Here is a 21,325-nt window from a genome sequence, read left to right on the forward strand (position 1 = left end):
TTGTGATGCTGATAATCTTTTTGACTATCAGTCCGTACTCACAAGCACCCACACGAATTGCTTGATTCAATTTGTTAAAGAGCGTTTGGTTAAGAGCTTTTCGTCTCAACCGAGGCGCGCATTCTACGCTTTCCTCAGAGCCTGTCAAGCGTTTATTTTGAAGTTTTTTGCGAGAAACTCGTTTAGCTTCAAACACTTGGCTCGCTGCGATCTCTCGTAGCGGGAGGCAAATCATACAGCGTTTAGAAGCGCTGTCAACCACCATCTTAACCGCTTGCGATCATTCGATCGTAGCCCTCTCAGCGCCTTCCGAATCGGCTAACTCATTGAATCTCAAGGAGTTTGTCGTTCCGTTGTCGCTGGAAGTGGGGCGCATTATAAGGGGATTCGAGAGGGCGTCAACCTTTAATTTCATTTAATTGAAATATAAGGGGAAAAGACCGCATCAGGGCTACCAGGTGCTCGCCACAACCCCTTCGGCGCCTATCAGATCGAGCGCCGCCCGCGCGGCGCATCGCGACGCAAGGCCGCTCCCACATCTGTTTCGGGCCAGTTACTCCTGCCTCCTCCGCACTCGCACCCTGGGTGCATGGCTGGGAATTGCAGAAAAGCAGAGGCGACACCTTCGATATTGAAGGGGACAGACAAAGGGGGCGCGTGCCAATGGCACAGGCAGGACTGGCCCGAAACAAATGTGGGAGCGGCCTTGCGTCGCGATGCGCCGCGCGGGCGGCGCTCGATCTCACAGGCGCTGCATATGTTGTGGCGGACACCTCAAACCCAACACTATCTATAAACAGGCCCATCGCCGTTCTGCCCCAGCAACAGCCAAAAACCCAAAACCCAAAAAACAAAGCGGGGAGGCCTACCGGCCTCCCCGCTTTAGTTACCCGCCTTAAAGGCTAGGGAAGGCAAATTGCGATGCCTCATGGCTGGCCCGCTGCGGCCAGCGCTGGGTAATCGCCTTGCGACGGGTATAGAAGCGCACCCCGTCCGGGCCGTAGGCATGCAGGTCACCGAACAGCGAACGCTTCCAGCCACCAAAGCTGTGATAAGCCACCGGCACCGGCAGCGGTACGTTCACACCGACCATGCCCACTTCGATCTCGTCGCAGAACAGGCGAGCCGCTTCACCGTCACGGGTGAAAATGCAGGTACCGTTGCCATACTCGTGATCGTTGATCAGCTGCATGGCCTGCTCCAGGCTGTTCACGCGCACCACGCACAGCACCGGGCCAAAGATCTCTTCTTTATAGATGCGCATTTCCGGAGTCACCTTGTCGAACAGGGTGCCACCGACGAAGTAACCATCTTCATTACCGGCTACGCGGAAACCACGGCCATCCACCACCAGCTTGGCGCCAGCAGCAACACCGTCACCGATGTAACCCACTACCTTGTCGCGGGCAGCAGCAGTCACCAACGGGCCCATGTCCAGGCCGCACGAGGTGCCAGCACCAATCTTCAGCGCCTTGATCTGCGGCTCCAGCTTGGCAATCAGGGCATCGGCTACCTGGTCGCCCACGCAAACGGCCACCGAAATAGCCATGCAACGCTCACCGCACGAACCGTAGGCTGCGCCCATCAATGCGCTCACGGCGTTGTCCAGGTCAGCATCGGGCATCAGCACCGCGTGGTTCTTCGCGCCACCCAGGGCCTGTACACGCTTGCCGCGCTTGGTGCCTTCGGCATAGATGTACTCGGCGATCGGCGTCGAACCAACGAAGCTCAGCGCTTTTACTTCCGGCGCTTCGATCAGCGCATCCACCGCTTCCTTGTCGCCGTGCACCACGTTCAGGATGCCTTTCGGCAGGCCGGCTTCCAGCAGCAGCTGGGCAATGAACAGCGTCGAGCTTGGATCACGCTCGGAAGGCTTGAGGATGAAGGCGTTACCGCAAGCGATGGCCAGCGGGTACATCCAAAGCGGCACCATGGCCGGGAAGTTGAACGGGGTGATACCAGCGACCACTCCCAGCGGCTGGAAGTCGGACCAGGCATCGATGTTCGGGCCGACGTTGCGGCTGTACTCGCCTTTCAACACTTCTGGCGCTGCACAGGCGAACTCGACGTTCTCGATGCCGCGCTTCAGTTCGCCAGCGGCGTCTTCCAGGGTCTTGCCATGCTCTTCGCTGATCATCTGCGAGATCTTGGCTTCGTTCTGCTCCAGCAGTTGCTTGAAGCGGAACATTACCTGGGCGCGCTTGGCCGGCGGGGTGTTGCGCCAGGCCGGGAAGGCTGCCTTGGCAGAATCGATTGCTTCCTGCACGGTCGCGCGGCTGGCCAGCTCGACCTTGCGTACCGCCTGGCCGGTGGACGGGTTGAAGACATCGGCGGTGCGCTCGCCCTTGGTAACCAGCTCGCCATGAATCAGGTGCTGAACAATGCTCATGCAAAACTCCAGATAAAGAAGGTAGAAGCAGGCGCGCTACATATGCACGCGCCTGGCATCAAAATCGGAAAGATCAGTCGATCAGGTTCAGGTTTTCGCCCACAGCATCAAACAAGCGATCCAGTTCCTGCGGCGTGGTGTTGAACGTTGGGCCGAACTGCAGGGTGTCGCCACCAAAGCGTACATAGAAGCCTGCTTTCCACAACTTCATCGCCACTTCGTATGGGCGGACGATGGCATCACCGTCACGGGCGGCGATCTGGATGGCGCCGGCCAGGCCGTGGTTACGAATATCGACGACGTTCTTGGTGCCCTTCACGCCGTGCAGCAGCTTCTCGAAGTGCGGCGCCAGCTCGGCGGCGGACTGCACCAGGTTTTCCTTCTGCAGCAAGTCCAGCGCGGCGATACCAGCGGCACAGGCGACCGGGTGGGCCGAGTAGGTATAGCCGTGCGGGAATTCCACCGCGTATTCCGGGGTCGGCTGGTTCATGAAGGTCTGGTAGATCTCGCTGCTGGCAATTACCGCGCCCATCGGGATAGCGCCGTTGGTCACCTGCTTGGCGATGCACATCAGGTCCGGCGTAACACCGAAGGCTTCAGCGCCGGTCATCGCCCCCATGCGGCCGAAACCGGTGATCACTTCGTCGAAGATCAGCAGGATGTTGTGCTGGGTGCAGATTTCACGCAGGCGCTTCAGGTAACCCTTCGGCGGCGGCAGTACCCCGGCCGAACCGGCCAGCGGCTCGACGATGACTGCCGCGATGTTGGAGGCATCGTGCAGCTCGATCAGCTTGAGCATTTCGTCCGCCAGGGCAATACCGCCCTCTTCCGGCATGCCCTTGGAGAAGGCGTTCACCGGCAGCACGGTGTGAGGCAGGTGATCGACATCCAGCAACTGACCGAACAGCTTGCGGTTACCGTTGACGCCACCCAGGCTGGTGCCCGCGATGTTCACACCATGGTAGCCACGGGCACGGCCGATGATCTTGGTCTTGGTGGCCTGGCCTTTCAGGCGCCAGTAGGCACGTACCATTTTCAGCGCGGTGTCGGCGCACTCGGAGCCCGAGTTGGTATAGAAGACGTGGTTCAAGTCACCCGGCGTCAGCTCGGTGATTTTCTCCGCCAGCTGGAACGACAGCGGGTGGCCGAACTGGAACGCAGGGGAATAATCCAGGGTACCCAGCTGGCGGGTCACCGCTTCGGTGATTTCCTTGCGGGTATGCCCGGCACCGCAGGTCCACAAGCCAGACAAGGCATCGAAAATCTTGCGCCCCTGGTCGTCGACCAGGTAGTTGCCTTCTGCCGCCACGATCAAACGTGGGTCGCGGTGGAAATTGCGGTTGGCGGTGTAGGGCATCCAGTGCGCATCCAGCTTGAGCTGGCTGGCGATACCGGCTGTAGCGGTTTCGGGCATGTTCATCGGCGGTTCCTCGGAAGACGATTAGGCAACGATGGATCTTGTTGCAGCTAAATTGGCACGCGGATAAAGTCTGAAAAAGCCTACATTTCTAATCTTCAGACAGGCCACGACTAAACTAATGAGCCGACGCCCCGATCCACTCGCCCAAGTCAGCGACTTCGACATCCGCTTGCTGAAGATCTACCGCAGCGTCGTCGAGTGCGGCGGCTTTTCGGCCGCCGAAAACGTACTGGGCATTGGCCGCTCGGCCATCAGCCAGCAGATGAACGACCTCGAACAACGCCTTGGCCTGCGCCTGTGCCAGCGCGGCCGCGCCGGGTTTTCGCTGACCGAGGAAGGCCGCGAGGTTTACCATTCAGCCCTGCAACTGCTCAGCGCCCTGGAAAGCTTCCGCACCGAAGTCAACGGCCTGCACCAGCATTTGCGCGGCGAGCTGAACATTGGCCTGACCGACAACCTGGTCACCCTGCCGCACATGCGCATTACCCATGCCCTGGCCGAACTCAAGGACCGCGGCCCCGACGTGCGCATCCAGATCCGCATGATCGCCCCCAGCCAGGTTGAACACGGTGTGCTCGATGGCAGCCTGCATGTGGGCGTGGTACCCCAGACCAGCCCGCTGTCGGGCCTTGAATACCAGCCGTTGTACAGCGAACGTTCGCTGCTGTATTGCGCCGTTGGCCATCCGCTGTTCTATGCCGATGACCTGCAGATCGATGACGACCGCCTCAACAGCCAGGAAGCCATCACCCCAACCTTCCGCCTGCCGGCCGAGGTTCAAGCCCATTACCAGGCGCTGAACTGCACGGCCAGTGCTTCGGACCGCGAAGGCATGGCGTTCCTGATCCTCACCGGGCGCTACATCGGCTACCTGCCAGACCATTACGCCATGTTCTGGGTGCAGCAAGGCCGCTTGCGTGCCCTCAAGCCTCAACAGCGCTTCTATGACTTGAGCCTCAGCTGGGTAACACGCAAAGGCCGGCGGCCTAACCTGGTGCTGGAAAGCTTCCTCGAGAGCCTGGCAGCGACACGTTGATGCCAGTCTCTGCCGCAAATGCTTGTCACTTCGGCGCAGGCAGGTAATCTTGTCCGACAGCCGCAGCCACTGACCCGTACGGAATCGTCCATGACCCTAGAAGTCCCTGCGCACCGCCTCTCCGCCTCGGGCAAGCCCGCAGGCCGCATTCGCCAGATGAACGAACAGGCCATTATCCAGGCCGCCGAGGACGAATTCGCCCGCCATGGTTTCAAGGGCACCAGCATGAATACCATCGCCCTCAAGGCGGAGTTGCCCAAGGCCAACCTGCATTATTACTTCACCAACAAGCTGGGCCTGTACATTGCCGTGCTCAGCAACATCATCGAGTTGTGGGACAGCACCTTCAACGCCTTGAGCGTCGAGGACGACCCGGGGGAGGCCCTGAGCCAGTACATCCGCACCAAGATGGAGTTCTCGCGGCGCAACCCGCAGGCCTCGCGCATTTTCGCCATGGAAGTGATCAGCGGTGGCACCTGCCTGACCGAGTACTTCAGTGCCGATTATCGTGAATGGTTCCGCGGCCGGGCCGCCGTGTTCCAGGCCTGGATCGACGCCGGCAAGATGGACCCGGTCGACCCGGTGCACCTGATCTTCCTGCTCTGGGGCAGTACACAGCACTACGCTGACTTCGCCACCCAGATCTGCCAGGTCACCGGCCGCAGCCGCCTGACCAAACAAGACATGGAAGACGCAAGCAACAACCTTATCCACATCATTCTGAAGGGCTGCGGCATCAAGCCGGCTGTGTGACCGTCATTTATGCCTTCTACCCTGCTTGACCTCTGCGAATACCGCGAGGAAATCCGCAAAAGCCGCTTCATCACCCTTGCCGGGCCGATCAGCAGTGCCGCCGAAGCGATGAGCTTCATCGAACGCCACAGCGACCTGGCCGCCACCCACAATTGCTGGGCCTGGAAGCTCGGCGCGCAGTACCGCAGCAGCGATGACGGCGAACCCGGCGGCACTGCCGGGCGGCCGATTCTGGCAGCCATCGAAGCGCAGGATTGCGACCAGGTGGTGGTGCTGGTGATTCGTTGGTATGGCGGTATCCAACTGGGTACCGGCGGCCTGGCCAGGGCCTATGGCGGCGGTGCCAACAAGTGCCTGCAGCAGGCGCCCAAGCGGCTGCTGGTGCAGCGTAGCGAATTCACCTGCAGTTGCAGCTTCAGCGAACTGGCACTGGTAAAACTGCGCCTGGCAGAGGTTGACGGCCTGGTGCTCGATGAACAATTCACGGCCAATGGCGTCAACCTGCTGATTGCGCTCGGCGACGCCCACCTGGCACCGCTACAGCAGCAACTGGCCGACCTGAGCCGCGGGCGCATCCTGCTCGAAGCACGCTGAACATTGCCCACAACAACTGTGGGCCCGCCTGTGGATAAGCTTGGGGCAGTCCCTTGCAGCCTGCGTCTTTAAAGGCGCGCAGAGCTTTGAACATATTTTGATCACCGCTTGATGACAACCGCAAACTGCTGAAAGCTCAAGAGTTATCCCCAACACCAAGCCAGCCTGGCCTGCTCGCGTCGCCCTCGGCTTGCACACAATAACTGTGGAACAGCCTGTGGATAACCCGTGCGCCAACAGGCGAAGCGCCCGGCTACAAGCGCTGTGGCAACCTTGATCAATTTTTAGCCACTGATCCGGTGAGCGCACACGCCTGCCGTAACGTATGCTCAATTCCTTTTTCCTACACCGATAAAGGAATGTTCCTATGGCTAATTCAAGAACTGCCCTCATCATCGGCGCCTCGCGCGGGCTTGGCCTGGGCTTGGTGCAACGCCTGCACGAAGACGGCTGGAACATCACCGCCACCGTCCGCAACCCGCAGCAGCCCGGTGCGCTGGCGGACGTACCCGGCGTGCGCATCGAGCAGCTGGAAATGAACAACACCGCCCAGCTCGATGGCCTGAAGCAGCGCCTGCAAGGCCAGGTGTTCGACCTGGTGTTCGTCAACGCCGGCGTCATGGGCCCCCTGCCGCAAGACCTGGAGGCGGTAAGCAACAACGACATCGGCGACCTGTTCATGACCAACGCCGTTGCACCGATCCGCGTGGCCCGTCGCCTGGCAGGCCAGGTACGTGAAGGCAGCGGCGTGCTGGCCTTCATGAGCTCGATCCTGGGCAGCGTGACCATCCCCGACGGCGGTGAAATCTGCCTGTACAAAGCCAGCAAAGCAGCGCTGAACTCGATGATCAACAGCTTCGTCGTCGAACTGCAGCGCCCCGACCTGTGCGTACTGGCCATGCACCCGGGCTGGGTCAAGACCGACATGGGCGGCGAGAACGCCGAAATCGACGTGCTCACCAGCACCCGCGGCATGCTCGACCAGATCAACGCACAAAGCGGCAACGGCGGCCTGCGCTTCATCAACTACAAGGGTGAACCCTTGGTCTGGTGATTCACCGGGTCGCAGCCTGGCCGGGCGCAATGCCCGGCCAGGCCCTGTAGAATGGCGGCAACCGTACCTGATTGAGATACCCCTATATGTATGACTGGTTGAACGCCCTGCCCAAGGCCGAACTGCACCTGCACCTGGAAGGCTCGCTGGAGCCCGAGTTGTTGTTCGCCCTGGCCGAGCGCAACAAGGTCGCCCTGCCCTGGGGCGATGTGGAGACCCTGCGCAGCGCCTATGCCTTCAACAACCTGCAAGAGTTCCTCGACCTTTATTACCAGGGCGCCGACGTGCTGCGCACCGAGCAGGACTTCTACGACCTGACCTGGGCCTACCTGCAACGCTGCAAGGCGCAGAACGTGATTCACACCGAACCGTTCTTCGACCCGCAAACCCACACCGACCGCGGCATCCCTTTCGAAGTGGTGCTCAATGGCATCAATCAGGCGCTGAAGGATGGCCGCGAGCAACTGGGTATCAGCAGTGGCCTGATCCTCAGCTTCCTGCGCCACCTCAGTGAAGAGGAAGCGCAAAAAACCCTCGACCAGGCTTTGCCGTTCCGCGATGCGTTCATCGCCGTTGGCCTGGACAGCTCGGAAATGGGCCACCCACCGAGCAAGTTCCGGCGCGTGTTCGACCGTGCCCGCAGCGAAGGCTTCGTGGCCGTTGCCCATGCCGGTGAAGAGGGCCCGCCCGAGTACATCTGGGAAGCGCTGGACCTGCTGCACATCAAACGCATCGACCATGGCGTGCGCGCCATCGAGGACGAGCGCCTGATGCAACGCATCATCGAGGAACAGATCCCGCTCACGGTGTGCCCGCTGTCCAACACCAAGCTCTGCGTGTTCGACCACATGAGCCAGCACAACATCCTCGACATGCTCGAGCGCGGCGTGAAAGTCACAGTCAACTCGGACGACCCGGCCTACTTCGGCGGCTACGTCACGGAAAACTTCCACGCCCTGCACACCCACCTGGGCATGACGCAAGACCAGGCGCGACGCCTGGCGCAGAACAGCCTGGATGCCCGGCTGGTCTGATTGAACGACGGCGTTGCGTTCAACCGACCTGCAACGTCGCCACGCGGGCGATGCGATTGATCTGCTGGATACCCAGCGCCGAGATATGCAGTGCCCGCGTGTCCTCTGCCTCACGCATCCAGCCAGATTGCAGGAACAGCCTGAACAAAGCCTGGCCCAGCACGCCCCCCAGGTGCGGCGCCTGGTCGTTCCACTCGGTACAGCGGCAGATCACACAGCCGCGTTGCTGGTCTGGCGCCAGGGCATCGATGTAAACCCCGACAAGCGCCAACTGCGCTCGCCCCTCATCACTCACCATCAGTTGCCTGCCGCTGCCCTCCAGCCAACCGGCCACTATCATGCGGTGATACAACTCACCGGCCATCTCACCGCCCAGGTGGTCACCGCAGCGGCGCGCCCTGCGCATCGACATGGGCAGCGGTGAAGCCGGCGCCTTCGCCCGCTCGCCCCTGGTGCTTTCCAGTTGCACGCTGGCCAAGGCCTCGACCGCCGCCCCTACCTGCGGGGTCGCCAGCCGGAAGTAGCGTTTGCGGCCCCGAGCTTCATGCCTGAGCAAACCGGCCGACGACAGCAGCGAAAGATGAGCGCAGGCTGAAGACGACGTCAGGCCAGTCATAATCGCAAGTTCATTGGCCAGCCGTGGCGTACCGTCAATCAATGCCCACAACATGGCACTGCGTTTGGGGTCGGCCATCAGGCTGGCAATCTGGCTGATACTGCTGGCTGCGTTCATGTCCCTGTAACTCCCTGCAAGTTCACGGTGTGGATGCGATGGCCAACCCTGGCAGGGAAGCCCCTCTCGCTGGCACTGGCCTGGTTCGCCAGTATAAGCCGCTAAAAACGCCGCTTAGACGGCCACGCGCCGCAGCCTCTGCAACAAATAACCACTGGGTATGCCTACCCATGGCAAGCAGCGAACAGGTGCCGAAAAGTGGCGCGAGTCCCGGTCAGCCAGCGCGCCGATCGCACATGCCTGCGTGCTGAAATATCTTGATGAAAAAAGGCTTGCTGCAATTTCAGATACGGCCCACAGCCGTCTTCCGCAAATAGCGCGAGATAAAGCGAAGGTTCCGCAGACTTGCGGGCGTTACGCCCTTCGACCGTCAGTCAGGACACCGAGCCAGCTCATGGCAGCCGGGGAAGGCGGCGCTACACTTGAGCGGCTCCCCCCCTCTGGAGGTATGCCGCGATGAAAATTGTCGTCAGTGCATCGAGCCGCAACCCTGCCTGCCCCTGGCAGGTCCAGCTCGATCAACACGTGGTCAGTTTCCGCAGCGAGGCCGAGGCGCGGGCCTTTGTAGCCACGCTGGAAACCCGCCTGCAGGCACCTCACCCGCTTATGCGGGACGCTTGGCCTGCAAGCGCCGGGTCAGCAGCGCGACACTGACCGCCAGTGCCCCGCACAGGCTGATCACCAGCGCCATCGGCACCGCACTGCCATCATGCAGCAGCCCGACCAGCGCCGCCGCGCCTGCGGCAACGCTGAACTGCACACAGCCCATCAATGCCGAGGCGCTGCCGGCCCGTGCACCCTGCCCGCTCATGGCGCATGCAGAGGCGTTAGGGATGATGCAGCCAAGGCTGGCAATGCAGACGAACAGCGGCACCAGCAACGGCCACAACTGCGTTGGCCGCAGCGCCGCCACGCCCAGCAGCACCAGGCCCGCAGCCAGATACAGCCACACGGCACGCGCCAGCAGGAAAGCCGGCCCACGTTTGGCCAGCAAACGGGCATTCACCTGTGCCACCAGGATAAAGCCCGCAGCATTGCTACCGAAGAACCAGCCGTAATGCTCGGCCGGTACGTCATAGAGCTTGATGAACACGAAAGGCGAACCGGCGATGTAGGCAAACATACCGGCGATGGCGATACCACCGGTCAAGGCATGGCCCAGGAACACGCGGTCAGCCAGCAGGCGCAAATACTGGCGCAGCGCACCGGACAACGGCTGACGCGGTATGTGCGCAGGCAGGCTTTCCGGCAGGCCCAGGCTGACCGCCAGCAGGCAGCCTGCACTGAACAGGCTCAGTACCAGGAAGATCGACTGCCACCCGGCCAGGTTGACCAGCACCCCACCCAGCATCGGTGCCAGGATCGGCGCCAGGCCCATCACCAGCATCAGTTGCGAAAACACCTTGGCCGACGCCACCGGGTCGCACTTGTCGCTGACGATGGCCCGCGACAGCACCATGCCGGCACAACCGCCCAATGCCTGGACGAAGCGCGCCAACACCAAAGTGTCGAGGTTAGGGGCGTAGGCACAGGCCAGTGACGCCAGGGTGAACAGGGTCACCCCGAACATCAGCGGTTTGCGGCGCCCAAAGCGGTCAGCAACCGGCCCGTAGGCCAACTGGCCGATGGACAGGCCCAGGAAGTAGGCGGCCAAGGTGGCCTGCACGTGTTTTTCATCGGTAGCGAACGCCTGTGCCATGGCCGGGAAGGCGGGCAGGTAGAAGTCGATCGCCAGGGGCCCGAACGCACTGAGTGCGCCCAGGATGAGCACCATTCGCAGGTTCATCAGGAATCCATAGCAGGCTAAGCAAGTGGGTGATTCTACCTGCTGTGGACCCCTTCAGTATGAAAACATTTGCAACAAACCAGGTAAGTCTTCAGGCAAGTTCGGCCTGGTAACCTTCATCCCGAATGGCCGTAAGAATTTGCTCCTGGGCCAACTCACTCTGTACTCGCACCTGTTTAGCCGCCAGGTCGATCTCGACCTTGGCCGCAGCATCCTGCTCCTGCACTGCCCGGGTCACGGCTTTCACGCAATGGCCACAAGTCATGCCTTGTACATTGAACACTTGCATGGGGGACTCTCCTTCAGGTTTTCAACAAGTCTCAAGCTTGCCATCGGGGCAAGGTCAAGCACTGCCAACAACAGCCGGGCTGGAAATCCGCGACGGCGTCGGCCAAGCTTCGCGTTTGACGATCAGGCAAGCAGGAGACTTTTCATGTTCAGGGCAGCATTGGGCGTCGTCGGGCTATTGAGCGCGCTGGCTGCGGTGCCACCGGCCAGCGCCGAGGGCAACTCGGACTACAGCGTACTGATCATTTCCAGGGAGCGCCTGGAGGTGGCCACCAGTTGCGAAATTGGCGTCTACCTCAACGACCAGCTCTCCGGGCGCGTGTTTCAGGAGCAATCCACCTCGTTCAACCTGCCACCCGGCCCGGTGGATGTGCGCCTGCGCCTGCTACCAGGGCAGATGCCAGGCTGTGCAGCGGGCATCGAAGACCAACGCAGTACACGTTTGAACCTGCAGGCGGGCCAGATCAACAAATACCGCATCGCCATGGGGCAATATGGGCTGGAGTTGAAGCGAGCCGGCCTGGGCTATTGACCTTACCTGTGTGGCAAGGTTGATGCTGGAGGCCTGTCCAAGGAGGAGAGCCATGCCCGCATCCACCACTTACGACCTGCCGATCTCCGGCATGACCTGTGCCAGCTGTGCCGGCCGAGTCGAGCGCGCCTTGCGCAAGGTCACCGGCGCTGAACAGGTCAGCGTCAACCTCGCCACCGAACAGGCCCGGGTCCAGGCCCCGGCCAACAGCCTGCCCGCCCTGGTCGACGCCGTACGCGAAGCCGGCTACGGCGTGCCCACCCGTACCGTCGAACTGCAGATTGGCGGCATGACCTGCGCCAGTTGCGTCGGCCGCGTAGAGCGCGCCCTGGGCAAGCTGCCCGGAGTCGAGCAGGTCAGCGTCAACCTGGCCAGCGAACGCGCGCACCTCGAAGTGCTCGCGGCCCTCGACAACAATCTGCTGATCGGCGCCGTTGAAAAAGCCGGCTACAGCGCCAGCTTGCCGCAAGCGGCCAACGACGACCAAAGCGCTGCCCAACGCCGCCTGCGCAATGAGCGCTTGGCAGTCGGTGCAGCCTTGCTGCTGGCCCTCCCGCTGGTCTTGCCAATGCTGGTGCAACCGTTCGGCCTGCACTGGATGTTGCCGGCATGGGCACAGTTCCTGCTGGCCACGCCGGTGCAGTTCATTCTCGGCGCCCGCTTTTATGTAGCGGCCTGGAAGGCCGTGCGCGCCGGGGCCGGCAACATGGACCTGCTGGTGGCCCTGGGCACCAGTGCCGGGTACGGCCTGAGCCTGTACCAGTGGGCACAGGCCCCCGCCGGCATGGCCCCGCACCTGTACTTCGAAGCCTCCGCAGTGGTCATTGCCCTGGTGTTGCTGGGCAAGTACCTGGAAAGCCGTGCCAAGCGCCAGACCGCCAGTGCCATCCGCGCCCTCGAAGCCCTGCGCCCGGAACGGGCCTTGCGTGTGGTCGATGGCCGTGAGGAAGACGTGGCCATCGCCCAGTTGCGCCTGGGTGACCTGGTCCTGGTCAAGCCCGGCGAACGCTTCCCGGTCGATGGCGTGGTCGAAGACGGCAGCAGCCATGCCGATGAGGCCCTGATCAGCGGCGAGAGCCTGCCGGTGCCCAAGCAACCTGGCGACAACGTAACCGGGGGCGCCATCAATGGCGAAGGCCGGTTGCTGGTGCGCACGCAGGCGCTGGGCACCGAAACCGTGCTGGCCCGAATCATCCGCCTGGTCGAAGACGCCCAAGCCGCCAAGGCGCCGATCCAGAAGCTGGTCGACCGGGTCAGCCAGGTGTTCGTCCCAGCCGTGCTGGTGCTGGCCCTGATCACCCTGATCGGCTGGTGGCTGGCCGGCGCACCGCTGGAAACCGCACTGATCAACGCTGTCGCCGTGCTGGTCATCGCCTGCCCTTGCGCCCTGGGCCTGGCCACGCCTGCAGCAATCATGGCCGGGACAGGGGTCGCCGCCCGCCACGGCATCCTGATCAAGGACGCCGAAGCCCTGGAGCGTGCCCATGCAGTGAACCGCGTGGTTTTCGACAAGACCGGTACCCTTACCTCCGGCAGCCCCCGGGTGGTCCACAGCCAGGCACAGGCGGGCAGCAGTGCCGACCTGCACCGCTTGGCCGGCGCCCTGCAGCGTGGCAGTGAGCACCCACTGGCCAAGGCGGTGCTGGATGCCTGCGCCGAACAAGGGCTGGATGTGCCGAGCGTTATCGACAGCCAGTCGCTGACCGGGTGTGGCATCGCCGGGCGCGTGGAGGGCCGCGAGCTAGCGCTGGGCAACCGCCGCCTGCTCGACGAAAGCGCCCTGCAACCCGGTGACCTGGCTGCCAAGGCCCAGGCCTGGGAAGCCGAGGGGCGCACCTTGTCGTGGCTGATCGAACGCGGCGCGCAACCGCGTGTACTGGGCCTGTTCGCCTTTGGTGACAGCCTCAAGCCCGGTGCCGCGCAAGCCATCGACACCCTGCATGCACAGCACATCAGTAGCCACCTGCTGACCGGCGACAACCGCGGCAGCGCCAAAGTGGTTGCCGATGCCCTGGGCATCGACGACGTGCACGCCGAAGTGCTGCCCGCCGACAAGGCGGCTACTGTGGCCGCGCTCAAGCAGGATGGCGTGGTCGCCATGGTCGGCGATGGCATCAACGATGCCCCGGCACTGGCCGCCGCCGACATCGGCATTGCCATGGGTGGCGGTACCGACGTGGCCATGCAGGCCGCCGGTATTACCCTGATGCGCGGTGACCCACGCCTGGTACCCGCAGCCCTGGAGATCAGCCGCAAGACCTATGCGAAAATTCGCCAGAACCTGTTCTGGGCGTTCATCTACAACCTGATTGGTATCCCGCTGGCCGCGCTGGGGTACCTCAACCCGGTACTGGCTGGCGCCGCCATGGCCCTGTCCAGCGTCAGCGTGGTCAGCAACGCGCTGTGGCTCAAGGCGTGGAAACCCACCAGCAGCAACCAGGAGACACCATGAACATCGGCCAGGCCGCCCGCCGCAGCGGGCTCAGCACCAAGATGATCCGCTACTACGAATCCATCGGCCTGCTAAAGCCTGCCACACGCAGTGACAGTGGCTACCGCCTGTACCAGGCCGAAGACTTGCACAGCCTGGCCTTCATCAAGCGGTCCCGCGACCTGGGCTTTTCCCTCGAAGAGGTCGGCAAGCTGCTGACCCTGTGGCAGGACCGCCAACGAGCCAGCGCCGATGTAAAGGCGCTGGCCCTGCAGCACATCGATGAGCTGAACCGGCGTATCGAGGAATTGGTGAGCCTGCGCGATACCCTTGGCGAGCTGGTTTCGCATTGCCAGGGGGACGACCGCCCGGACTGCCCGATCCTCAAGGACCTGGCCAACGGTGCTGCTGGCAGCTGCTGTCACTGAGCTGTCAGCGGGGTTTGGTATGCCATATACGTCCAAACGCGACCGAATAGTCACCAAGTACGACTTTATCCAATAAATACGGGCGTTTTCCTACATAAAACCCGGATGCTGCCGATGCAGTTGCTACCTGCCTCGTGTGTCGACAATAAAAATTCCGGGAGCGTCGATGAGCATCAAACAGAAACTGACCTGGGCATTCGCGGTCATCGCCGGCTTGCCCATCGTCCTTGTGGCCACCCTGGTGGTCCTCAACCTGCGTGGTGAAGCCCGCGACGGATTCCTCGATGGCAGCAGCCGGGAAATCCGCCAGGTCAGCAACGCGATGAACATCTTCTTCCAGGGTATCAACCAGAACGTCGAGTACCTGGCTGCGCAACCCATGGTCGCCGCCACCGGCAGCAACCTGAACAAGTTCACCAGCGCCAACCCGTCCTACGAACTGGGCGAGCAGGACAAGCAACTGCTGGACTTCTTCACCCGCCTGGCAGACTCGCACCCCAACTACGCCTACGTGTCCTACGGGGTCAGTGACGGCGGCTACGTCGGCTGGCCGGCCGGGCAAAAGTTCGTCAACTACGACCCGCGTCCACGCCCTTGGTACCAGCTGGCCATGGCCAACCCGGGCAAGACCGTGCGCACCGGCGCCTACTACTGGGCCGCCGACGACGCGGTGCTGGTCAGCACCGTGCGCGCCGTAGCCAACCAGCTGGGCAACCCCGGTGGTGTGGTCAACATTGACGTGTCGCTCAAGGGCCTGACTGAAATCGTCAAGCAGATCAAGCTGGGCGAAAGCGGCTACCTGATGCTGGTGGAAAGCAATGGCAACGTGATGGTCGACCCACGCGACGCCGGCCACAACTTCAAGCAACTGGCGAGCTTTGGCGACGGCTATGCCGAGTTGGCCAAGGCCGGCAAAGGCCTGGTCGAGGTCGAGCTCAATGGCGTGCGCTACATGGCCAACGTCTACCCCGACGAGCAACTGGGCTGGACCTTCATCGGCCTGATCGAACAAAGCGAAGTGATGCAGACCACTACCCGGCTGACCTGGCTGATCGGTGCCATCGCCGTAGTGCTGGCCGCGTTGTTCGCCGTGGTCGGAGCTACCTTCGCCAAGCTGATCGTGCGCCCGATCAACAGCGTTACCAACGGCCTGGAAGACATTGCCCAAGGCGAAGGTGACCTGACCCGCAATCTGGAAATCCGTGGCCGCGACGAAACCGCGCAACTGGCCAGCTGGTTCAACCAGTTCCTGGGGGCCATTCGTAGCCTGATTCAGCACATCGGTGCGGCCGCCGGCAAAATCCTCAGCACCTCCACCAGTTCCACCCGTGTCTCCAGCGACATGGCCGAGGCCGCAGGCCGCCAGCGCGAAGCCGTGGACATGGTGTCCACCGCCTTCCACGAAATGGTCGCCACCGCCAACGAAGTGGCTCGCTCCTGCAGCCAGGCGGCGCAGTCGGCAGACAGCGGCCAGCAGCAGGCCCGTGAAGGCCAGCAGCAGATCGATGCTGCGGTAAACAGCGTCGATCGCCTGAGCCAGGAAATCGAACAGTCGGCGCAGTCGATCCAGCAACTGGAGCGCGACAGTAACGCTATCCAGTCGATCCTCGGCACCATCCGCTCGATTGCCGAGCAAACCAACTTGCTGGCACTGAACGCCGCCATCGAAGCCGCCCGGGCGGGTGAGCAGGGCCGTGGCTTTGCCGTGGTGGCAGACGAAGTGCGGGCCCTGGCCAAGCGCACAGCCGACTCCACCGCAGAAATCGACGGCCTGCTGGGCAACCTGGCCAGCCGCACCGCAGAAGTGGCCGAGCAGATGCATGCCAGCCTGGAAGTGTCGCAGCAGTCGGTGAGCCGCATTGGCCTGGCCCGCGACAGCTTCGGGCAGATCCGGGAGTCGGTGGACGTGATCCGCGACATGAACACGCAGATCGCCACGGCAGCCGAGGAACAGCACCAGGTGGCCGAGGACATCAACCGGCACATCAGCCAGATCCACGGGGACGCGCAACTGGTGGCCGAGCTGGCCCAGGCGGCCCGGCACGACTCCGAGAGCCTGGCAGGGCTGTCCAACGAGCTGGATGCGCTTGTGCGCAGGTTCCGTACCTGATTGATGCACTACCTGTACCGGCCCTATCGCCGGCAAGCCAGCTCCCACAGGTACTGCACAGCCCCTGAGGGCAGCGGGGTCCTGTGGGAGCTGGCTTGCCGGCGATAGGGCCGGTACAGGCTGTACAATACCTAGAGTTTCAACTCCCCCGGAGTGGCCCCAAACAACTGCTTGAACGCTGCAATGTAAGCCGAGGTGGAGTCATACCCACACCCCAGCGCCGCCTCGGTCACACTCTCCCCCGCCTCCAGCAACGCCAGCGACGACAGCAACCGCATGCGCTGGCGCCAGTTACGAAAGCTCAAGCCGGTCTCGCGCCGGAACAGCCGCATCAGCGTCTTCTCCGAACACCCCAGCTCCCGCGCCCACTGCTGCAACGTCTGCGCCTGGTCCGGCGAGGCGATCAAACCGTTGCACAGCGCCAGTAACCCCGGATGGCGTGGCAACGGTAGCGAAAACCCGACTTCAGGCAAGGCCCGCAACTGGTCAAGCAGCACCGCCACCAGGCGCGCCTCGGCGCTGTCACCCTCGGGGTAATCCGCCGGGAACAGGCAGAACTGCTTGATCAGCTCGCGCGCCAGCGGCGTCACTTCCAGCACCCGGCATTGCGCCGGCGCCCACGGGCAGGCATCGCGGCGTACGTACAGGCTGCGCATCTCGGCCTGCATCGATGTCACCACTTCGTGCTCGGCATCGGCAGGAATCCACACGCCCCATTGGGGCGGAGCAAAGTAGCTGCCGTCACGGGTGTAAATGCCAAGTACGCCACTGATGGCGTAGGAAAACTGCACCCAATCGTGCTGGTGGCGAGTGGTCCAGGACCCCGCGCCGAGGCTTTCGGCACGGGCATAGAGGGGCCTGGGCAGGTGGTCCAGCGCAGGAATGGCGCGGGGGTGTCCGATGATCGGCATGGCGGCTTCTTGTAGTTCTGAGCAGACAAGCCTAACAGCTCACTTATAGTCAAGTCAGGCGCAGTCCCGATGTGGGAGACTCTTATTCAAAATCTGAAAGCCTGCGCGATCCCTGTGGGAGCGGGCTTGCCCGCGAACACCGGCAAAGCCGGTGCCATCCACTGCGTTGCCTGTTTCGCGGGCGCGCCCGCTCCCACAGGAAATCCGGTCATCGCTCAACGATGACTGTGACCCCCTGCCCACCCGCCGCACAAATCGAAATCAGCCCCCGCCCCTTCCCCGCGGTCGCCAGCAACTTCGCCAGGTTGGCCAATATCCGCCCCCCAGTCGCCGCAAACGGGTGCCCGGCCGCCAGCGAGCTGCCTTTCACATTCAGCTTGCTCCGGTCAATCGCCCCAAGCGGTGCATCCAGCCCCAACCGCTCCCGACAGTAGTCAGCATCTTCCCAGGCCCTGAGCGTGCACAGCACTTGGGCAGCGAAGGCTTCGTGAATCTCGTAGTAGTCGAAGTCCTGCAACGTCAGGCCGTTGCGCGCCAGCAAGCGCGGCACGGCATACACTGGCGCCATCAACAGCCCTTCGCGACCGGTGACGAAGTCCACTGCCGCAGTTTCGCCATCGATCAGGTAGGCCAACACCTCCAGGCCCTGCTGCGCGGCCCATTCCTCGCTACCCAGCAACACCACCGAGGCCCCGTCGGTCAGCGGAGTGGAGTTACCCGCCGTCAGCGTGCCTTGGCCACTGCGATCAAAGGCGGGTTGAAGCCGGGACAATTGTTCAAGGGTCAGGTCGGAACGCAGGTTGTTATCCCGTGTAAGCGACAGAAACGGCGTCAACAGGTCATCCTGCCAGCCCTCGGCATATGCGGCAGCCAGCTTCTGGTGGCTGTGCAGCGCCAGCTCATCCTGCTCGGCGCGGCCAATGCGCCAGGCCTGGGCCATGCGCTCACAATGCTCCCCCATCGACAGCCCGGTGCGCGGTTCGCCATTGCGTGGCAACTCGGGCTTCAGGTGGTGAGGGCGCAATTGCAGGAAGGGTTTCAGCCGCTCGCCCAGGCTCTTGCCACGGTTCGCCGCTAGCAGGATATGGCGCAAACCTTCGCTAACCGCAATCGGCGCATCCGAGGTAGTGTCCACACCACCGGCGATGCCACTGTCGATCTGCCCCAGGGCAATCTTGTTGGCCACCAGCAGCGCCGCCTCAAGCCCCGTGCCACAGGCTTGCTGAATGTCATAGGCCGGCGTCTGCGGCGACAGGCGCGAACCCAGCACACATTCGCGGATCAGGTTCATGTCCCGCGAGTGCTTCAGCACCGCACCCGCTACCACCTCACCCAGCCGCAGCCCATGCAGGCGGTAGCGTTCAATCAGCCCTTCGAGGGCGACGGTGAGCATCGCCTGGTTGCTGGCCGTGGCGTAGGCGCCATTGGAGCGGGCAAAGGGGATGCGGTTGCCGCCCAGGATCGCGACCCGGCGAAGTGAACGCATGTGCTTGTTCCTCCTGAAACATTTTGATCCGTACAGCCTAGGTGTTTTTACCGCATTCGAACGACCTTGCCACAAAGTTGGTCCACACTTTCAAGCTTGCCTTTGCGGAGACCCACTATGAGCGATCGCTACCTCGGTTTTGCCAACTCCAACCTCGGCCGCCGCCTCGTGGACGCCCTTGGCCTGCCACGCCCGGCGCCACTGGAGCGCTGGCAGGCCGGCCGCCTGCGCCCGGTGGAGGGGGCACTGGTACTGGGTGGCGGGCCACTGGCAAGCCAGGTGGAAGCCATCGCCCCACGCCTGACCGACGAGGTTTACCGCTTCAATGCCGACAACCTGCAGGCCGACGCCTGGGTGGCCGGACTGGGGCCGAAAATTCAGGCCGTGGTGTTCGATGCCGGTCATTTGTCCGACAGTGATTCACTGAAGCAGTTGCGCGAATTTTTCCAGCCGTTGCTGCGTAGCCTGGCGCCCTGTGCCCACGTGGTGGTGCTGGGCCGTGCGCCAGAAAGCCTCGACAACCCGCTGGCCAGCGTTGCCCAGCGGGCCCTTGAAGGCTTCAGCCGCTCGCTGGCCAAAGAGCTGCGCAATGGCGCAACGGCCCAGCTCCTGTATGTGGCTCCCGGTGCCGAAAACCAGCTGGAGGGCGCCCTGCGCTTCTTCCTTTCGCCCAAAAGCGCGTTCATCTCTGGCCAGGTACTGCGCCTGGAAGCCTGCACCCAGCAGGTGGAGGACTGGACCCGCCCACTGGCCGGCCGCCGCGCACTGATCACCGGGGCGGCGCGCGGCATCGGCGCTGCCATTGCCGAAACCCTGGCGCGGGACGGCGCCGATGTGCTGCTGCTCGATGTGCCACAAGCCAGCCAAGACCTCGACGCCCTTGCGGCACGCCTGGGTGGCAAGGCATTGCCACTGGATATCTGCGCCAGCGACGCGGCAACGCAACTGCTCGCGGCCCTGCCCGACGGCATCGACATCGTGGTGCACAACGCCGGCATCACCCGCGACAAGACCTTGGCCAACATGACCCCGGAATACTGGGACGCGGTCATGGCGGTCAACCTCAAGGCCCCGCAAGTACTGACCCAGGCGCTGTATGACAACGGCGCCCTGGGCGAAAACGCACGCATCACCCTGCTGGCCTCGGTCAGTGGTATCGCCGGCAACCGTGGTCAGGCCAACTATGCCGCAAGCAAGGCCGGGCTGATCGGCCTGGCCCAGGCCTGGGCACCCCGCCTCGCCGAGCGCGGTGGCAGCATCAACGCAGTGGCCCCCGGTTTTATCGAAACTCACATGACAGCCGCCATGCCCATGGGCCTGCGCGAGGCCGGGCGGCGCCTGAGCTCGCTGGGCCAGGGAGGGCGCCCGCAGGACGTCGCCGAAGCCATCGCCTGGCTCAGTCAACCTGGCTCCGGCGCGGTGAACGGCCAGGTGCTGCGGGTGTGCGGCCAAGCATTGATGGGGGCCTGAGCATGAGCCGACACTGGCACGACCTGCACAGCCCGGCTTCGCGCGCCAGCCTGTACCTGCGTGCAGCCAGCAAGCGCGCGATCAGCGGTGACCGCCTGCCGGACGATGGCCTGCGCTGCTTCATCCGGGTCCAGCCGGGCAACCTGAGCGCCTATCGCAAACTCTGCCACTTTCCCGACGATGGCCGCCTGCCGGGCACTTACCCCCATGTCATGGCGTTCACGTTGCAATTGCAGTTGATGACCGGCCCGGGCTTCCCCTTTCCGCTGCTGGGCCTGGTGCATCTGTACAACCGCATCGAAGTTCTGCGCCCGCTTGGCGGTATCGAAGGGCTGCGTTTCTCGGTGCATGCACACAACCTGCAACCCCATGCCAAGGGCGGCACCTTCGACCTGGTCACCGAAGCGGAGGATGGCATCGGCCTGCTGTGGCGCGAAACCAGCCGCATGCTGGTGCGCGGGCTGAAGCTGGAGGGCGAAGCAGCAGAACCGGCCGACGGTGAGCCTGCGCCATTGCCGCAGGCCTCCCGCTGGTACGCCGACAGTGACATCGGCCGGCGTTATGCCAAGGTGTGCGGGGACTACAACCCTATCCACCTGAGTGCCGCCAGTGCGCGGCTGTTCGGCTTCCCCACGGCCATTGCCCATGGCATGTGGAGCAAGGCCATGGCCCTTGCGGCGCTGCGCGGGCATTTGCCGCACAGTGGCTACGCCTTTGAAGTGGACTTCCGCAAACCGGTGCGATTGCCGTCGGAGGTGGTGCTCAGTGCCAGTGAGGCCGGGGATGCCGGCACCTTGCGGCTGGATGGGCATACGGAGGTGCTGCATTTGGTCGGGCGCTGGGATCGGCTTTAGGGCCTCATCGCCGGCA

The 21,325-nt window shown here is 63.1% G+C and carries 20 protein-coding genes and 1 pseudogene; 13 read left to right on the plus strand and 8 right to left on the minus strand.

The features are described from left to right. From ACFY9W_RS13230 to ACFY9W_RS13240, 3 genes are all read right to left on the minus strand, one after another. A partial coding sequence (locus ACFY9W_RS13230; protein ID WP_391130812.1) for a hypothetical protein occupies window positions 1-265 on the minus strand: 265 nt, incomplete at its 3' end. 630 nt (window positions 266-895) lie between these two features. Next, a complete protein-coding gene (locus ACFY9W_RS13235; RefSeq protein WP_391130815.1) occupies window positions 896-2,389 on the minus strand; it encodes a CoA-acylating methylmalonate-semialdehyde dehydrogenase in 1,494 nt (497 codons plus the stop codon). 73 nt (window positions 2,390-2,462) lie between these two features. Beyond that, the gene (locus tag ACFY9W_RS13240) at window positions 2,463-3,809 is read right to left on the minus strand and encodes an aminotransferase class III-fold pyridoxal phosphate-dependent enzyme (protein ID WP_391130818.1); all 1,347 of its coding nucleotides are present in this window, start codon (window positions 3,807-3,809) and stop codon (window positions 2,463-2,465) included. A 118-nt stretch (window positions 3,810-3,927) separates the two neighbouring features. On the opposite strand from ACFY9W_RS13240, the gene ACFY9W_RS13245 reads away from it, so the two are divergent. The 5 genes from ACFY9W_RS13245 (at window position 3,928) to ACFY9W_RS13265 (ending at window position 8,280) form a co-directional block, all read left to right on the plus strand. Then, complete coding sequence (locus tag ACFY9W_RS13245) at window positions 3,928-4,845, plus strand: LysR substrate-binding domain-containing protein (protein WP_391130821.1); 918 nt, start codon at window positions 3,928-3,930, stop codon at window positions 4,843-4,845. A gap of 90 nt (window positions 4,846-4,935) precedes the next feature. Then, window positions 4,936-5,598, plus strand: a complete 663-nt coding sequence (locus ACFY9W_RS13250; protein WP_391130824.1) for a TetR family transcriptional regulator C-terminal domain-containing protein — start codon at window positions 4,936-4,938, stop codon at window positions 5,596-5,598. 9 nt (window positions 5,599-5,607) lie between these two features. Further along, on the plus strand, window positions 5,608-6,192 hold the full coding sequence (locus ACFY9W_RS13255) for a YigZ family protein (protein WP_391130828.1): 585 nt from the start codon (window positions 5,608-5,610) through the stop codon (window positions 6,190-6,192). Window positions 6,193-6,559: 367 nt separating this feature from the next. Beyond that, entirely contained in the window at window positions 6,560-7,246 is a 687-nt protein-coding gene (locus tag ACFY9W_RS13260; RefSeq protein ID WP_391130831.1) for an SDR family oxidoreductase, read from the plus strand. 86 nt (window positions 7,247-7,332) lie between these two features. After that, entirely contained in the window at window positions 7,333-8,280 is a 948-nt protein-coding gene (locus tag ACFY9W_RS13265) for an adenosine deaminase (RefSeq protein ID WP_391130834.1), read from the plus strand. 19 nt (window positions 8,281-8,299) lie between these two features. On the opposite strand, the gene ACFY9W_RS13270 is transcribed toward ACFY9W_RS13265, so the two are convergent. Beyond that, window positions 8,300-9,013 carry a transcriptional regulator gene (locus tag ACFY9W_RS13270; protein ID WP_391130836.1) on the minus strand — a complete coding sequence of 238 codons (714 nt, stop codon included), beginning with the start codon at window positions 9,011-9,013 and terminating at the stop codon, window positions 8,300-8,302. Window positions 9,014-9,469: 456 nt separating this feature from the next. On the opposite strand from ACFY9W_RS13270, the gene ACFY9W_RS13275 reads away from it, so the two are divergent. Further along, the gene (locus ACFY9W_RS13275) at window positions 9,470-9,667 is read left to right on the plus strand and encodes a hypothetical protein (RefSeq protein WP_080640992.1); all 198 of its coding nucleotides are present in this window, start codon (window positions 9,470-9,472) and stop codon (window positions 9,665-9,667) included. On the opposite strand, the gene ACFY9W_RS13280 is transcribed toward ACFY9W_RS13275, so the two are convergent. Together ACFY9W_RS13280 and ACFY9W_RS13285 are read right to left on the minus strand one after the other, a co-directional pair. Then, the gene (locus tag ACFY9W_RS13280; RefSeq protein ID WP_391130840.1) at window positions 9,618-10,799 is read right to left on the minus strand and encodes a Bcr/CflA family efflux MFS transporter; all 1,182 of its coding nucleotides are present in this window, start codon (window positions 10,797-10,799) and stop codon (window positions 9,618-9,620) included. The two genes, ACFY9W_RS13275 and ACFY9W_RS13280, sit on opposite strands and share 50 nt — an antisense overlap. Before the next feature lie 91 nt (window positions 10,800-10,890). Further along, the gene (locus tag ACFY9W_RS13285) at window positions 10,891-11,088 is read right to left on the minus strand and encodes a heavy-metal-associated domain-containing protein (RefSeq protein WP_012270354.1); all 198 of its coding nucleotides are present in this window, start codon (window positions 11,086-11,088) and stop codon (window positions 10,891-10,893) included. Between the two features lie 144 nt (window positions 11,089-11,232). On the opposite strand from ACFY9W_RS13285, the gene ACFY9W_RS13290 reads away from it, so the two are divergent. From ACFY9W_RS13290 to ACFY9W_RS13310, 5 genes and pseudogenes are all read left to right on the plus strand, one after another. Continuing rightward, window positions 11,233-11,619, plus strand: a complete 387-nt coding sequence (locus tag ACFY9W_RS13290) for a hypothetical protein (protein ID WP_391130844.1) — start codon at window positions 11,233-11,235, stop codon at window positions 11,617-11,619. A gap of 52 nt (window positions 11,620-11,671) precedes the next feature. Further along, on the plus strand, window positions 11,672-14,071 hold the full coding sequence (locus ACFY9W_RS13295) for a heavy metal translocating P-type ATPase (protein WP_391130846.1): 2,400 nt from the start codon (window positions 11,672-11,674) through the stop codon (window positions 14,069-14,071). Further along, a complete protein-coding gene (gene cueR / locus ACFY9W_RS13300) occupies window positions 14,068-14,478 on the plus strand; it encodes a Cu(I)-responsive transcriptional regulator (protein WP_391130849.1) in 411 nt (136 codons plus the stop codon). The genes ACFY9W_RS13295 and cueR overlap by 4 nt, the downstream gene beginning before the upstream one ends. 322 nt (window positions 14,479-14,800) lie before the next feature. Beyond that, window positions 14,801-15,730 (plus strand): annotated as a pseudogene (locus ACFY9W_RS13305) (cache domain-containing protein); the annotation flags it as partial. Between the two features lie 129 nt (window positions 15,731-15,859). Next, entirely contained in the window at window positions 15,860-16,588 is a 729-nt protein-coding gene (locus ACFY9W_RS13310; protein WP_391131145.1) for a methyl-accepting chemotaxis protein, read from the plus strand. 131 nt (window positions 16,589-16,719) lie between these two features. Here the strand turns inward: ACFY9W_RS13310 and ACFY9W_RS13315 are convergent, their stop codons facing one another. Beyond that, window positions 16,720-17,499 carry a helix-turn-helix domain-containing protein gene (locus ACFY9W_RS13315; RefSeq protein ID WP_391130852.1) on the minus strand — a complete coding sequence of 260 codons (780 nt, stop codon included), beginning with the start codon at window positions 17,497-17,499 and terminating at the stop codon, window positions 16,720-16,722. Window positions 17,500-17,707: 208 nt separating this feature from the next. Continuing rightward, window positions 17,708-18,985: an acetyl-CoA C-acetyltransferase gene (locus ACFY9W_RS13320; RefSeq protein WP_391130855.1), complete on the minus strand. Its 1,278-nt coding sequence runs from the start codon at window positions 18,983-18,985 to the stop codon at window positions 17,708-17,710. Between the two features lie 117 nt (window positions 18,986-19,102). Between ACFY9W_RS13320 and ACFY9W_RS13325 the strand changes: the two genes are divergently transcribed. Together ACFY9W_RS13325 and ACFY9W_RS13330 are read left to right on the plus strand one after the other, a co-directional pair. After that, window positions 19,103-20,455, plus strand: coding sequence for a 3-oxoacyl-ACP reductase (locus ACFY9W_RS13325; RefSeq protein WP_391130858.1), 1,353 nt, complete (start codon window positions 19,103-19,105; stop codon window positions 20,453-20,455). A 2-nt stretch (window positions 20,456-20,457) separates the two neighbouring features. Next, window positions 20,458-21,309, plus strand: coding sequence for a MaoC/PaaZ C-terminal domain-containing protein (locus ACFY9W_RS13330; protein ID WP_391130861.1), 852 nt, complete (start codon window positions 20,458-20,460; stop codon window positions 21,307-21,309). Window positions 21,310-21,325: the final 16 nt, after the last annotated feature.

It is taken from the genome of Pseudomonas sp. NPDC008258, from assembly GCF_042956345.1.
Taxonomy (GTDB): domain Bacteria; phylum Pseudomonadota; class Gammaproteobacteria; order Pseudomonadales; family Pseudomonadaceae; genus Aquipseudomonas.

Excerpts from the sequence above, each read along its gene's own strand:
- ACFY9W_RS13235 (WP_391130815.1), bottom strand. The coding sequence starts at position 2,389 with ATGAGCATTGTTCAGCACCTGATTCATGGCGAGCTGGTTACCAAGGGC.
- ACFY9W_RS13240 (WP_391130818.1), bottom strand. The coding sequence starts at position 3,809 with ATGAACATGCCCGAAACCGCTACAGCCGGTATCGCCAGCCAGCTCAAG.
- ACFY9W_RS13245 (WP_391130821.1), top strand. The coding sequence starts at position 3,928 with ATGAGCCGACGCCCCGATCCACTCGCCCAAGTCAGCGACTTCGACATC.
- ACFY9W_RS13250 (WP_391130824.1), top strand. The coding sequence starts at position 4,936 with ATGACCCTAGAAGTCCCTGCGCACCGCCTCTCCGCCTCGGGCAAGCCC.
- ACFY9W_RS13255 (WP_391130828.1), top strand. The coding sequence starts at position 5,608 with ATGCCTTCTACCCTGCTTGACCTCTGCGAATACCGCGAGGAAATCCGC.
- ACFY9W_RS13260 (WP_391130831.1), top strand. The coding sequence starts at position 6,560 with ATGGCTAATTCAAGAACTGCCCTCATCATCGGCGCCTCGCGCGGGCTT.
- ACFY9W_RS13265 (WP_391130834.1), top strand. The coding sequence starts at position 7,333 with ATGTATGACTGGTTGAACGCCCTGCCCAAGGCCGAACTGCACCTGCAC.
- ACFY9W_RS13270 (WP_391130836.1), bottom strand. The coding sequence starts at position 9,013 with ATGAACGCAGCCAGCAGTATCAGCCAGATTGCCAGCCTGATGGCCGAC.
- ACFY9W_RS13275 (WP_080640992.1), top strand. The coding sequence starts at position 9,470 with ATGAAAATTGTCGTCAGTGCATCGAGCCGCAACCCTGCCTGCCCCTGG.
- ACFY9W_RS13280 (WP_391130840.1), bottom strand. The coding sequence starts at position 10,799 with ATGAACCTGCGAATGGTGCTCATCCTGGGCGCACTCAGTGCGTTCGGG.
- ACFY9W_RS13285 (WP_012270354.1), bottom strand. The coding sequence starts at position 11,088 with ATGCAAGTGTTCAATGTACAAGGCATGACTTGTGGCCATTGCGTGAAA.
- ACFY9W_RS13290 (WP_391130844.1), top strand. The coding sequence starts at position 11,233 with ATGTTCAGGGCAGCATTGGGCGTCGTCGGGCTATTGAGCGCGCTGGCT.
- ACFY9W_RS13295 (WP_391130846.1), top strand. The coding sequence starts at position 11,672 with ATGCCCGCATCCACCACTTACGACCTGCCGATCTCCGGCATGACCTGT.
- cueR (WP_391130849.1), top strand. The coding sequence starts at position 14,068 with ATGAACATCGGCCAGGCCGCCCGCCGCAGCGGGCTCAGCACCAAGATG.
- ACFY9W_RS13310 (WP_391131145.1), top strand. The coding sequence starts at position 15,860 with ATGGTGTCCACCGCCTTCCACGAAATGGTCGCCACCGCCAACGAAGTG.
- ACFY9W_RS13315 (WP_391130852.1), bottom strand. The coding sequence starts at position 17,499 with ATGCCGATCATCGGACACCCCCGCGCCATTCCTGCGCTGGACCACCTG.
- ACFY9W_RS13320 (WP_391130855.1), bottom strand. The coding sequence starts at position 18,985 with ATGCGTTCACTTCGCCGGGTCGCGATCCTGGGCGGCAACCGCATCCCC.
- ACFY9W_RS13325 (WP_391130858.1), top strand. The coding sequence starts at position 19,103 with ATGAGCGATCGCTACCTCGGTTTTGCCAACTCCAACCTCGGCCGCCGC.
- ACFY9W_RS13330 (WP_391130861.1), top strand. The coding sequence starts at position 20,458 with ATGAGCCGACACTGGCACGACCTGCACAGCCCGGCTTCGCGCGCCAGC.